The organism is Pollutimonas bauzanensis (assembly GCF_040393045.1).
GTDB lineage: Bacteria > Pseudomonadota > Gammaproteobacteria > Burkholderiales > Burkholderiaceae_B > Pollutimonas > Pollutimonas bauzanensis_A.
In genome coordinates this window covers 27,522-41,777 of sequence record NZ_JBEBUX010000006.1, presented here as the reverse complement: position 1 = coordinate 41,777, position 14,256 = coordinate 27,522, and the positions used below count along the sequence as shown (strand labels likewise).

The window sequence follows — 14,256 nt, the reverse complement described above, 5'->3', positions numbered from 1 at the left end:
GAGAACACGGCCATTTTAATGAGGATGGCCGCCGTGCCGATTAGCTATACGGGCGAAAGTGTAGGTTGCTTCACCTTGACCGACAAGGCCTTTCCTTTCCTGGCCCGTTTTCCTATGTATTCGTCCAAGGCATCAAGACCCAACTCCTCGGTCACTTCTTTGTTGCGATACACGCCACTGGCCGCTATACCTGCCGGTCCCACCGGCACCCATTGCGCAATCGCATCCCCCGCGTCCAACCCCATCAGAATAGTGCCGCGTCCGCCACCGGACAGCCGCTTGATTTCAGACAGTTCAACCACCAGGAAGCGGCCTTTTTTAGCCAGCAAAGCAAGATATTGATCCGTGTCCCGCAATACCACCGGCTTCAACTGCACGTCGCCCTTATCCAGCGTAAGAAATTGCTTGCCGGCCCGCTGACGCGTTGCCAGGTCTTTAAGGCTGGAAATGAATCCATATCCGGCTTGCGTACCCACGACAAAGCGCTGGCTGGCTGGCCCGGCGACCATATGAACAATATGTGTGCCAGGCTCGATATCCACCATCGTCGTAATAGGCTGTCCATCACCGCGCGCCGAAGGCAGATTGGCCACGGCTACCGTATAGACACGGCCACTGCTGGAAAATGCCACCAAGTCATCGGTGCTAAGACACTCCACCGCATCATACAAGCCGTCGCCGGACTTGAAATTGAACTGACTGGCATCATGCCCATGGCCCTGGCGTGAGCGCAACCATCCCTTTTGAGAGATGATCACGGTAACAGGCTCTTCCACGACCCGGCTCTCGAGCACAGCCCGTTCAGCCGTCTCGATCAGAGTGCGGCGATCATCCCCATATTGTTTCGCATCGGTCTCGATTTCCTTGATCATCAAGCGCTTGAATGCATTGGGATTGTTCAGCAGCTCTTGCAAAGCCGCCTGTTCATCCTTCTGAGCGGCAAGCTCTTTTTCAATTTTGAACCCTTCCAGGCGGGCCAATTGGCGCAAACGCATTTCCAGAATGTCTTCGGCCTGCCTTTCGGACAGATCGAACCGCTGCATCAACGCAGCCCGCGGCTCGTCGGACTCGCGTATGGTCTGGATGACTTCATCGACATTCAGATATACGACCATCCGGCCTTCGAGCACATGAATGCGGTCGGTCACCTTGTCCAATCGGAACTGCGTGCGGCGCGTAATGGTATGTGCACGAAAGCCCAGCCAGTCGATCAAGACTTGACGCAGGGAACGCTGGCCGGGCCTGCCGTCAGTGCCTATGCAAACCAGGTTGCAGGAAACACTGCCTTCCATGCTGGTTTGGGCCAGCAAAGTATTCACGAATTCATTACGGTCTATGCGGCTGCTTTTCGGTTCGAAGACCAGCCGTATCGAAGCTTCTTTGCCCGACTCATCCCGCACTGTGTCAAGCAAGCCCAACACCAGGGCTTTGGTTTGCTGCTGTTCAGTCGTCAGGCTTTTCTTGCCTGCCTTCACTTTCGGATTCGTACGGTCTTCGATTTCTTCGAGGATTTTCTGCGAAGAGGCGCCAGGAGGCAGCTCAGTAATCACCAACTGCCACTGGCCGCGGGCCATTTCCTCGAACTGCCAGCGTGCCCTTGCTTTGATCGAACCCCTGCCGGTGCTATAGATATGCGCAAGATCAGCCGGCGACGAGATGATTTGCCCGCCTCCCGCGAAATCGGGGCCCGGCACCAGATGATAAAGCTCTTCATCGGCCAGCTTGGGGTTCTTGATAAGTGCCACGCAGGCCTGCGCGACTTCACGCAAGTTATGGGACGGGATTTCCGTCGCCATGCCAACGGCAATCCCCGACGCCCCATTTAGCAGCATGACCGGCAAGCGCGCGGGCAACAGCATGGGTTCTTTCTGGCTGCCATCGTAGTTAGGGATGAAGTCGACCGTGCCTTCGTCGAGCTCGTCGAGCAACACGCGGGCGAACGGCGTCAGTCGTGCTTCGGTATAGCGCATCGCCGCCGCATTATCGCCATCTCGCGATCCGAAGTTCCCCTGCCCGTCGACCAGCGGATAGCGCAGCATGAAACTTTGGGCCATGCGTACCATGGCGTCGTAAGCCGCCTGATCGCCATGCGGATGGTACTTACCCAGCACATCGCCCACTACCCGCGCCGACTTGACGGGCTTGGCACTGGAGTTCAGCCCCATCGCCTGCATGGCGTAAAGAATACGGCGCTGCACCGGCTTCTGGCCGTCAGTGACGTCGGGCAGCGCCCGTCCGCGCACCACCGACACTGCGTAGTCGAGATAAGCCTGCTCGGCATAATGCCCAAGCGTAATACCTTCGCTGTTCGGAACCTCGTCGAACAAGCCTGTTTGTGTACTGTCCATTGTTATCTCTGTGTGATGTTAAACGTCGACCTCGGCCAGGTTGCCTTTTTCTTCCAGCCAGATACGCCGTTGCGCCGACTCGCCCTTGCCCATCAGCATGTCGAACATCTGCGTGGTTGCGGCAACGCCTAATTCGCCGCAGGAAATAGGCATCAGGCGGCGCGTGTCGGGATTCATGGTGGTGTCCCACAACTGTTCTGCGCTCATTTCGCCCAGGCCTTTAAAGCGGCTGATGCTCCAGGACGCTTCACGCACACCTTCTTTGCGCAATTTGTCCTGGATTGCCTCGAGCTCGCCCTGGTCCAGACAATACACCTTGCGGGCGGGCCGCTTGCCGGCGGCCGGCACGTCCACGCGGAACAAAGGGGGACGAGCCACGTAGACGTGCCCGGCCTCCACCAGTTTGGGGAAGTGCCGGAAAAACAGCGTCAGCAACAAAACCTGAATGTGCGATCCGTCGACGTCGGCGTCCGACAGGATGCAAACACGTCCATAACGCAAACCTGACAGGTCTGCCGTATCGTTCGGACCATGCGGGTCCACGCCGATGGCCACTGCGATATCGTGGATTTCATTATTGGCAAACAAGCGGTCGCGATCGACTTCCCAGGAATTCAAGACCTTGCCGCGCAACGGCAACACGGCCTGGAATTCCTTGTCGCGCCCCATCTTCGCCGATCCACCGGCTGAGTCTCCTTCGACCAGAAACACCTCGGTGCGCGAGACGTCACTGGACTCGCAATCCGTCAGTTTGCCAGGCAATACCGCTACGCCCGAGCTTTTACGCTTTTCGACTTTCTGCGATGAACGAGCACGGGCCTGTGCCTGCCGTATCGCACTTTCCGCGAGCTTCTTGCCGTACTCGACATTGGCATGCAGCCATAAATCCAGTGCATTCTTGGCAAAGCCGCTGACCAGCCGTACGGCATCGCGGCTATTCAGGCGCTCTTTGATCTGGCCCTGGAACTGCGGATCCAGCACTTTGGCTGACAAAACAAAGCTGGCGCGGGCAAAGACGTCTTCGGGCAAAAGCTTGACACCCTTGGGAACAAGGCTGTGAAGCTCGGCAAATGACTTGACGGCAGTGAACAAGCCATCGCGAAGGCCAGCTTCGTGTGTGCCGCCTGCCGTGGTGGAAATAAGATTCACGTATGACTCGCGCACTACCGGGCCATCGACCGTCCAGATCACGACCCATTGCGCGCCCTCGCCCAAGGCAAAAGACTCGTCGTCATCGGCTGCATACTGCTTGCCTTCGAAGAGGGGAATGATTTTCTCGGCGTCGCCCAGGGCTTCTTCCAGATAGCCGCGCAAGCCGTCCTTGTACTGCCATTCGCGCACTTCCCCGGTTTTTTCGATGGTCAGCGTGACTTTGATGCCATTAAGCAACACTGCTTTACTGCGTAGCGCATGTATCAGCTCGGCCATGGGCACGGTAGCCGAGTCAAAGTATTTGGCATCGGGCCAGACCCGAACCCGTGTACCCGTTTTTTTTCGTCCTACGGGGTCGAGCTCAGTCAGCGGTTCGAGCACGTCGCCATTTGCGAATATCAACTCGTGCGTCTTGCCGTCACGCCATACCCTGACCTCCAGCCTGGTCGACAGCGCATTGGTGACTGAAACCCCCACGCCGTGCAAACCGCCTGAAAAAGCGTAAGCGCCGCCATCTTTCTTGTCGAACTTGCCGCCGGCATGCAAACGCGTAAATACAAGTTCAACCACCGGTGCGTGCTCTTCCGCATGCATGCCCACCGGGATTCCGCGGCCATCGTCTTCAATCGAGACGCTGCCATCGGTATGCATGGTGACTTTAATCTGTTGAACGAAACCTGCCAAAGCCTCGTCGGCCGCATTATCGATAACTTCCTGGAGAATGTGCAGAGGGTTGTCAGTACGGGTGTACATGCCCGGCCGTTGCCGCACGGGCTCCAGGCCCTTTAGTACTCGGATAGATGCTTCGTCGTAGCGTGGTGTAGCCAATTTAATCTCAAATTTTCGGTGAGCAAAATCGTATTTTACGTATTCTGCGTTTTATCGGAGCCGAGGCGGCCTGTTGCTCCGGGGAAACGTTGTCTGTGCGCGCCGGGGCCGTCAGTGGTATGCTTGTAAAAAACGGGCCACAAGCCCTGCCGGCGCTTACTAGAATACCCTGTCTTGTCGCCCTGCCTTTCCGTTACTTATTCAAGTTCACTATCATCCTCTTTTTCTATCTATCATGAGCGAATCTATCAAACACGTGAGCGATGCCTCCTTCGAGGCCGACGTCCTTAACTCGGACGTACCCGTTCTGGTCGACTACTGGGCAGCTTGGTGCGGTCCCTGCAAAATGATCGCGCCATTCCTGGACGAAGCCGCCAGCCAATACCAAGGGCGTGTTATCATAGCCAAGGTCAATGTTGATGAAAATCCCGAAACTGCCGCTAAGTTTGGCATTCGCGGCATCCCAACACTTATGCTGTTCAAAGACGGCAAGGCTGCGGCCACGAAGGTTGGCGCATTGTCCAAATCACAACTTAATGCTTTTCTAGACGAATCCCTGTAAATCGGTAGCTTTCGCGCGAGCCTATTCTAGGCTCGCCACCTCTTTGCAAATACCCCCCTCCTCACATGCATCTCACAGAATTAAAAACGCAGCACGTTTCGAAGCTGCTCGAAATGGCCGCCACACTCGATATCGACAACGCAAGCCGCCTGCGCAAGCAGGAGCTTATGTTTGCCATCATGAAACGGCATGCCAAACAAGGCGAGCAGATATTCGGCGATGGTGTCCTTGAAGTGCTGCCCGACGGTTTCGGGTTCTTGCGCTCGCCCGAGACATCCTACTTGGCCAGCACCGACGATATCTATATTTCACCGTCGCAAATCAGGCGCTTCAACTTGCATACCGGCGACTCCATTGAGGGCGAGGTACGCACCCCAAAAGATGGCGAGCGCTACTTTGCACTGGTGAAGGTCGACAAAGTCAACGGCATGCAACCCGAAGCCATCAAGCATCGGATCATGTTCGAAAACCTGACGCCGCTGCACCCTGATGAGGTCATGACGCTGGAACGCGACATAAAAAGCGAAGAAAATGTTACCGGCCGCATCATGGACATCTTTGCCCCTATCGGCAAAGGCCAGCGCGCCCTTATCGTTGCCAGCCCCAAGTCAGGCAAAACGGTCATCATGCAACACATGGCCCACGCCATCAGCACAAATTACCCCGATGCGGTAATGATCGTACTGCTGGTCGACGAGCGCCCTGAAGAAGTCACTGAAATGCAGCGCACCGTACGAGGCGAAGTCGTCGCGTCCACCTTCGATGAGCCCGCCACGCGCCACGTGCAAGTTGCCGAAATGGTCATCGAAAAGGCAAAGCGCCTGGTCGAACTTAAAAAAGACGTCGTCATTCTGCTTGACTCCATCACCCGGTTGGCACGTGCCTACAACACCGTGGTGCCAGCGTCAGGCAAGGTTCTTACAGGCGGTGTCGACGCCAACGCCCTGCAACGCCCGAAACGCTTTTTCGGCGCGGCCCGCAACGTTGAAGAAGGCGGATCCCTCACCATCATCGGCACAGCGCTGGTAGAAACCGGCAGCCGGATGGATGAAGTGATTTACGAAGAATTCAAGGGCACCGGCAACTCCGAAGTTCACCTGGAACGCCGCCTGGCCGAAAAACGCGTTTATCCCGCCATCAACCTGAACAAATCAGGCACACGCCGGGAAGAGCTGCTTATTAAGCCCGAGCTTTTGCAAAAGATATGGGTATTGCGAAAATTCATTCATGACATGGACGAACTCCAAGCTATGGAGTTTATTTTGGATAAGATTCGCGCAACCAAAACAAATTCCGAATTTTTCGACATGATGAAAAAATAACAAATGACGCTACCTACCCTTGACCAGTTTATCTCCCGAGTAAGCACCCGCGACCCGCACCAGCCGGAATTCATGCAGGCAGTCAAAGAGGTCATGAACAGCCTCTGGCCTTTCATCGAAAAAAATCCGCACTATGCCCAGCACGGCATCCTGGAACGCCTGGTCGAACCGGAGCGCATTATCCAGTTCCGTATTTCATGGGTCGACGACCGCGGACAAGTCCAGGTCAATCGCGGCTATCGCATACAGCACAGTTCAAGCATAGGTCCCTTCAAGGGCGGAATGCGCTTTCACCCATCGGTGAATCTTTCCATCCTGAAGTTCCTGGCTTTCGAGCAGACCTTCAAAAATGCCTTGACCACACTGCCCATGGGCGGCGGCAAAGGCGGCTCCGACTTCGACCCCAAAGGCAAGTCCGACGGCGAGGTCATGCGGTTTTGCCAAGCACTGATAATCGAACTGTATCGCCACCTGGGTCCGGATACCGACGTACCTGCCGGAGACATCGGCGTTGGCGCGCGGGAAGTCGGCTTTATGGCCGGCATGATGAAAAAGCTGTCCAACTCCTCTGCCAGCGTATTCACCGGCAAAGGCCTGAGCTTTGGCGGCAGCCTGATCCGCCCGGAAGCCACAGGCTATGGCACAGTCTATTTTGCCGAAGAAATGCTCAAGCACGCCCGCCAGTCTATTGAAGGCCTGACGGTATCGGTTTCGGGTTCGGGTAATGTTGCGCAGTATGCCATTGAAAAATGCATGCAATTGGGTGCCAAGGTCATTACTGTCAGCGACTCGCATGGCGCTGTCATCGACAAAGCCGGCTTCACGCCTGAAAAACTCGCTGCGCTTATCGACCTGAAAACCAATCAGCGCGGTCGCGTGGAAGACTATGCCAAGCAATTCAACCTGGTCTACGAAGCAGGGAAACGTCCGTGGCACGTTCCCGTCGATGTGGCGCTGCCCTGCGCTACCCAGAACGAGCTTGAGCTGGAAGACGCGCAAACACTGATCAAGAACGGCGTACGCTGCGTGGCCGAAGGTGCAAACATGCCCACCAGTCTGGAAGCGGTCGACGCCTTCATTCACGCCAATATCTTGTACGCACCAGGCAAGGCCAGCAATGCAGGCGGCGTAGCCGTGTCCGGCCTTGAAATGAGCCAGAACGCACAACGTCTTCACTGGACCCGCGATCAGGTCGACACCAAACTGCATGCCATTATGCGTGACATCCACGAAAACTGCGTACGGCACGGCTCGCAAGACAACGTCGTCAACTACGTAAATGGCGCCAACATTGCCGGGTTCGTCAAAGTTGCCGATGCCATGCTGCATCAAGGTATTTACTAGGCATTACTGCCTGGCCCAGCATTGAAAAAAACCTGTCGGATTACGCCCGTTTGGCGTCAATCCGACACGGTTCGGGCTTCTCTCCCCCTACGGTTCCACGTGTTCAGCGGGCTTGTTCGGCGCAACGGGCGCTGCGACTTCTTTGATCTTGGGATCATCCCAGCCACCCTTGATTTCGTACTCTACCGTCATGGCTTTGGCGAGCGGGCCTTGCAATAACCACTGCGTCAGGAACGCGCCCACACCGACGATGGGGTTAATCGCTATGCCTGCAGCAATAGCGGCGCCGCTTACATCCAGATTGGGGACGACGACGGCCTGCAAGTCCAACCGCTCACCGATCAGGTCGACGTTACCGCCAATAACAATCGTTCCAACGGGACCAATGACACGGTAGTCGGTCGTGCTCATGATGCCGCTATTCAGCGTGAACATGCCACGCAATTTATCGTAAGGAAATCCTTCTTTGGTCAGGCTAGCCGGATTGAGTTCAAGGCGCGCCAACCTTCGCACTGACTGCAACGAAAGCAGTTCCAGCAATCGCGAAGCACGTGAATTCAGGTTATTGAAGCGTCCACTGTCCAGATCGAACGTTATTTTGCCATTCAAATCTGACTTGCTGAATTTCCATGGCATGTTGCGCCACTCAAACTGGCCAGTTACCGTACCCTTGCCAGCTTTCATCATGTCCTTCATGCCGATCTGATCCAAATACGCCCCGAAATCCTTAATCTGCGCCTCGGCATCCAGCGTCAGCCCGCGATTCTGGCCATTCAAGCGCCACACCCCCGAGCCCGCCAGCGTCGCTGATGGACTGACCAACTTAAGCTCGTCCAGCCGCCATAACTGGCCCCGAGCCTGATTGACGCCAACCAACGATAGCTCGCCCACATCGCGCCCATACAGGCGGAAATTCTTGACGCGTAAATTCACGGCAGGAATATCCAGATCATCGGCGGCGCTAAAGCTATCCTCATCCGCACTCTGTTTACTTTCGACGCCATCCTCCTTGGCCCGCCCCAGAGAAAGGCGGTCGAAATTGGCATCCACCCGTCCGGCGACTCGCCCTTTGGCCTCGCGCCAGAACAGCGTCCCGGCAGTTTGCGACGAACTGATGTCTACCCGCCACTGCTCAGTCTTAGGCTGGCGCGCGGTAAAAGTCAGTTCATCCAGATTGACGCCAAGCACATGGGCTTGCGTCGCTTGCAAACGCAATTGTTTTACTGGGGGTAATGGAGGATATTCCGGCTGCTTTACCTGGGTCGATAACGCAGTGGAGAACTCCGTGATGATTCGGTCCCATTCATCGGCATCGACCAAAGGATAGCGAATATCCAGGTTCATGCCAGCTGCCAAGGTGTCCGGGCTCTGATTCACCCCGACTGATCCTGTATAGAAGAATGGGCCGCTCTTCTGACCTGAATTGTGCAACAGTTTTACGTTCACCTCTTTGCCCAGCGTGATCCCCAACGCCATGCGTTTACCACCCGACTGCGGCCGCCAATTCACCTGCAAAGGCATGGTTTGCCCGGCCTGCTTGCCCAACGGCGCCGGCAAATCCAGCGCCAGCCCAGACAACGTCGAGTCAAGCGAGAGAGAGAGCGCGTTAGCATCGTCCCTCTGCAAAGTCGCTTTGTAAGGAACAGTACCTTGCAGCCGCTTCATACCCGCAAGGCCCACATAATCGGTCAAGGCGCCAGCCGTCGCCCGCCCCTGTAGCTGCAACCCTTTGAAAGTCCCACCTACTCCACCACTTAACGCCACTGGACCTCCTAAAAAGTCGGCCTTGAGTCCGGAGGAACTCAGTGCGGTATCGGTAAAGTGCAATATGCCTGTGACTTGGGTAAACGCAGGCATTTGCGGGGACAACCGTACGGTGCTCCCCGCAAAATGAATAGCGCCATCCACCGTCGTGTCGTGGCTATGAAGCAGAGGAATCTTCAACGACAATGGAACCTCCCAGGCACCATCCACCTTGGCCTCGTTAAACATCCCATCCAGCATCCCACCCAAAGGGGAATGCGTCATCAACGCCATATAGGCCTCGCCTTTGGCTGTCGTTGCGCCATTTATGGTCAGGACGGAGTCATCTTCAATGTCGGGGATATGGGCAGTGACATTGTTCAATTGAATGGGCAGGCCGGCTGCTGGCACCATCACAGCCTGATCCGCTACCAAGCTCAAACTGGCCCGGTGCATTTCAACCTTACCCTGCATATTAGTCAGGCGCGGCCAGCCCAGGCGCTTGCCTTCCGCCGGCAAATAATCGATCACCCCGTCCGAATATGTCCCTGTTACCTTGAAGTCGCCTTCAGATGGCTGGTTGGCGAAAGGAAAGTGCACAAGATCACCCTTCAATACCAGGTCCGCGTCATTAATCTGGCCCTCGACCAAACCTTTGGCCATCCATTCTCGCGCATCAAGATTGACTACATTAGGCAAATATTCATCAATCGCCGTGATCAGCGCCCGCTTGAATCGCCCTCGAATATCGATCAGTCCGGCGGCCCCCGCCCCCCCTTGTTGCCAGCTTCCTTCAAGACTGGCCTGCATATCCTTATTAAGCAAATTCAAGCGGTCAGCTTGCACACGCAACATCGAGCCCGGCAAATCCTGAACCGAACCCTGGGCGCCAATACGAGTGAAATTCAAGGGATACGCAAACATGTCAGTAGCCCTCACATCCAAATTCTCAGCAAGCAGGCGAAACTCGACAGGCGGGGCTGGCGCCACAGCGGCAAGGGGCTGCGTTACCGGCTCGGCCTGTGACTCTGAATCAGGCCTCGCCGGGAAAAAGTGCTGGAAGCCATCCCAAGGCCCTGCCATATACCAACGCAACGAATCAGCTTGAACATGCGTATTGCCGCCAAACCCCAAGCGGCCATTCTCAACGATGATGTCGGAAGTAAAATGGGTAAGCTGGCCTGCGGAAAATGCCAGCCAGCCCTTGGCCGACACCTCACCCGACTCTAAAGGTTGCGGCAAATCGACCCAAGGACTCCAGCCCAGAGGCCGCATTTTATCCACATGCATATAAAGTTGGCCGTTACTGTTTTGCAAAGAAAACGCCTGCGATGCATCGCTAGCGTCATACAAAAACTGCCCACGCACATCCAATGAGTCGCCCAGCTCGGTTGGCGGTATGGCCGTCAAAGAAAAATGGTGGTCATCATCGCGATTGCTCATGGCCACGTTCACAGCCTTAAGCACCAACGGCGGTGCCAAGCGCGACTCGTCTATCCAACGTATCGTGGCATTGCGCAACGATATTTGGCGTTGCGTTGCCAGCCACGCAAGCACTTCGTTCTGCTGGCCCACATCAGGTTGTTCGATGGCGTCGGCGTGAAATGATTGCCCAAGCACCCAGAGCCGCTGACTGCGGCTACGCCGCACGCTGATATCGATGTCGGCGGCCTGCAAGCTTAAAAACTGGGGGGTTCCGGTGATAAGAGTGCGCCAGCTCAGTACCGCCTGGACGTTCGGCAGGCTCAGAACCTTGCGCTGGCGACGATCCGTGAAGCTAACGTCGGTCAGTTCAAACCGGGGATTGAGCCCGCCCCAATCGGCAGCGACGCCGCCCAGGGTAACCCGCGCTTTTAGTGCTGTGGACAATTGCTGTTCAATATAGGGACGCCACTGATCTATATTGGGCAGAGCCCAGTATCGGACGCCCAGAAAGAGTCCTGCCGCCAGAAAATAGAGGATCAGTGCTACGGTGCAAAGCAGCTTAAGGAATGCGCAAGAAAGTCGGAACACAGATTGAATTAGCCAGAACAGTAATATTTGCAGTATCTTCTTGGGTCTTGTACCCGTTTTTATGGGTTTCGTCTCTTTGTTTTTAAGCCTTGCCCCTTTGTTGTAAACCCTATGTCCGAAACCATTATATTAGAGCCCGCCCTGCGATGGTCCGGCGCATTGCGCCGCAAGATCGGAGCCAACGCTTCGTTCGAAAGCTGGTTGACGCAAGCCGCCATGCATCCCGTTGCACGAAGTACGATCCAAACGTGGTTCAACGAGCTAAAGCAAGAGACCGTCGACGCCACACTTTCCGTGCCGGAAGTACGACGCATATTACGTCAGCTTCGAGAGCGCGTGTTCTTCACGATGATGGTGCGCGACATCAATGGCGTCGCCCCGTTGCAGGAAGTGATAACTGCCATGTCTACGTTGGCCGATCTGGCAGTTGCCGAAGCTTATAAAAGCGTTGCGGCCAGCCTGGCTGAAGTTCACGGTACGCCGCTGGATCCGAATACAGGCAAGCCGCAAGAGATGATTATTCTCGGCATGGGCAAGCTGGGCGGTAAGGAACTGAATGTTTCCTCCGACATTGACCTGATCATGCTGTATGGCGAAGAAGGTGAAACGACTGGCCGCCGGAAAATCAGTCACCACGAATTCTACGGGCGAGTTACACAGCGCATGATGCCTGTGCTTTCCGAAGCCGACGCCGACGGGCAAGTCTTCCGTACCGATTTGCGTCTGCGCCCCGATGGCGACTCCGGTCCGCTGGCCTGGAGCCTGGATGCTCTGGAAAGCTATCTGGTCACCCAGGGGCGGGAATGGGAACGCTATGCCTGGCTGAAAAGCCGGGTTATTCCCTGCCAGGCGTTTGAGGGCAGCGACTCGGCAAGCCAACTGGAACAGGTCGAATCCTTGCGTACGCCTTTCGTTTATCGCAAATACTTCGATTTCGACGCCTTGGCGGCGCTACGGGGGTTGCGGGAACGAATCAGACAAGACTGGCAACGCCGCGCACTAGCGCGCACAGGCGTGGACACAGTGCACAACATCAAGCTGGGTGATGGCGGCATACGTGAAGTCGAATTCATCGTACAGCTAAGCCAGCTCATACGTGGCGGACGCATGCCGTCGCTGCAGCAACGGACTCTGCTTTCAGCACTATATAAACAGAAAAAAGCGGGGGTAATTCCCGAGGACGTAGCCGACAGCCTGGAAGCGGCTTACTGTTTTCTAAGGCGTGTCGAACACCTGCTGCAGTACCGCGAAGATGAACAAACTCACCTGCTGCCTCGTGATGAGGCGCAGCGCCTCGGCCTGGCACAGGCCATGGGCATGACCATGCCGGACTTCGAAACCCAATTGGCAGCCCATCGCAGCTTCGTCGAGAATAACTTTCGAAATGCCTTCCGAATCGCGGGCATGGGCGGCGAGGACGACGACGACAACGGCAGCGACTCGGCAACGGCCATTTCTGCCACCTGCAATAATCTGACAGAACATATCCAGCAATATCTTGGCGACAATGCGCCCGGCATTTGCCAGCGCATAGACGCCCTGCTGGACAGCCATCGCATCCGCAGCCTTCCTGCGACTAGCCGCAAGCGCCTCGAAGCATTGCTGCCAGCGATTATCAGCGCCGCAGCCAAAACCGTTCAACCAGAACTGACCTCCATACGACTATTGACACTGGTCGAACACATTGCCCAGCGCAGCGCTTACCTGGCGCTGCTCGCCGAGTACCCTGCCACCCTGGCCAGAGTGGCCCGCATCGTCAGCGCAAGCCCGTGGGCCTCCCAATATCTAAGCCGTTTCCCATTGTTGCTCGATAGCCTGATCGAATGGCACTCCCTGCTCGAGCCGCCTGATTTCAAACAAATTGCCCAACAACTGCACAACGAGCTTGATGCCTGCACGCTGCCGGACGGCCAGCCTGATGTCGAGCAACAAATGAATTTGATGCGCGACCTGCAACATCAGATCACATTCCAGTTGTTGGCCCAAGACCTGGAAGGCGTGTTGACGGTCGAACACCTGGCCGACCACCTGTCATCGCTCGCCGATATGCTGCTGGCTGAAACCATTACGCGTGTATGGCCTCTGGTGCAAGCCAGAAACAGGCAGACCGATCCGGGACAGCCCCGGTTTGCCATCATTGCCTATGGCAAGTTGGGCGGCAAAGAAATCGGCTATGCGTCGGATCTGGACCTGGTGTTTCTTTACGATGACCCCAGCGACGATGACGCCAGCGAAGTCTATGCCAAGCTTGGGCGACGCATGTCTTCCTGGCTGTCGACAATGACATCATCGGGCCGTCTGTACGAAATCGATCTGCGCTTGCGCCCCGACGGCGATGCGGGCTTGCTTGCGGTATCCATCGACGCCTTCGCACAGTACCAAACAAAGCATGCATGGGCGTGGGAACATCAAGCGATCACCAGGGCCAGGTTCGTAGCGGGCGACGCGGAAATCGGCGAACGCTTCGAGCAAATTCGCCAACAAGTGTTGCTGTTGCCGCGCGACCCGGAGGCCTTCAAGGCCGAGGTCCGTTCCATGCGGGAAAAGATTGCTACCGGCCACCTGAACCGCACGTCAGACTTTGATCTAAAACATGACCGCGGCGGGATGGTCGATATAGAATTCATTACCCAGTACTTGGTGCTATGCCATTCCCACCAGCATCCGGTACTGTTGGGCAACTTGGGTAATATTGCGCTGCTTCGCCTGGCGGCTGAAGCAGGATTGATTCCCGCCGACCTTGCTGCCCGGGTAGCCGACGCCTATCGCGAGCTACGCAAACGACAACATGCGTTACGGCTTCAGGGTGCGGAAAAGGCACGCGTGCCTAGCGAACAGTTGCTTGACGAGCGTGCCGCCGTGCGGGAACTTTGGAATATGGTGATAGGCGACTAAAATAGGCCAAACCACTTTTATCGATACGCCTTAACAGGCGTATCCCTAT

The 14,256-nt window shown here is 56.1% G+C and carries 7 protein-coding genes; 4 read left to right on the top strand and 3 right to left on the bottom strand.

All coding sequences use genetic code 11. The features are described 5' to 3' along the window. Positions 1-44: 44 nt before the first annotated feature. Positions 45-2,348 carry a DNA topoisomerase IV subunit A gene (gene parC, locus ABWO67_RS01890; RefSeq protein ID WP_353146717.1) on the bottom strand — a complete coding sequence of 768 codons (2,304 nt, stop codon included), beginning with the start codon at positions 2,346-2,348 and terminating at the stop codon, positions 45-47. Between the two features lie 18 nt (positions 2,349-2,366). Then, positions 2,367-4,328 (bottom strand): DNA topoisomerase IV subunit B, encoded by a 1,962-nt coding sequence (locus ABWO67_RS01885; RefSeq protein ID WP_353146715.1) that lies wholly within the window; start codon positions 4,326-4,328, stop codon positions 2,367-2,369. Positions 4,329-4,563: 235 nt separating this feature from the next. Here ABWO67_RS01885 and trxA point away from each other — a divergent pair, with 235 nt between their 5' ends. From trxA to gdhA, 3 genes are all read left to right on the top strand, one after another. Then, positions 4,564-4,890, top strand: coding sequence for a thioredoxin TrxA (trxA, locus tag ABWO67_RS01880; protein ID WP_353146714.1), 327 nt, complete (start codon positions 4,564-4,566; stop codon positions 4,888-4,890). Between the two features lie 65 nt (positions 4,891-4,955). Continuing rightward, a complete protein-coding gene (gene rho, locus ABWO67_RS01875) occupies positions 4,956-6,212 on the top strand; it encodes a transcription termination factor Rho (protein ID WP_353146712.1) in 1,257 nt (418 codons plus the stop codon). 3 nt (positions 6,213-6,215) lie between these two features. Next, positions 6,216-7,556: an NADP-specific glutamate dehydrogenase gene (gene gdhA / locus ABWO67_RS01870; RefSeq protein WP_353146710.1), complete on the top strand. Its 1,341-nt coding sequence runs from the start codon at positions 6,216-6,218 to the stop codon at positions 7,554-7,556. 87 nt (positions 7,557-7,643) lie between these two features. On the opposite strand, the gene ABWO67_RS01865 is transcribed toward gdhA, so the two are convergent. Further along, complete coding sequence (locus ABWO67_RS01865) at positions 7,644-11,312, bottom strand: YhdP family protein (protein WP_353146708.1); 3,669 nt, start codon at positions 11,310-11,312, stop codon at positions 7,644-7,646. A gap of 111 nt (positions 11,313-11,423) precedes the next feature. On the opposite strand from ABWO67_RS01865, the gene glnE reads away from it, so the two are divergent. Then, positions 11,424-14,207, top strand: a complete 2,784-nt coding sequence (gene glnE, locus ABWO67_RS01860) for a bifunctional [glutamate--ammonia ligase]-adenylyl-L-tyrosine phosphorylase/[glutamate--ammonia-ligase] adenylyltransferase (protein WP_353146706.1) — start codon at positions 11,424-11,426, stop codon at positions 14,205-14,207. Positions 14,208-14,256: the final 49 nt, after the last annotated feature.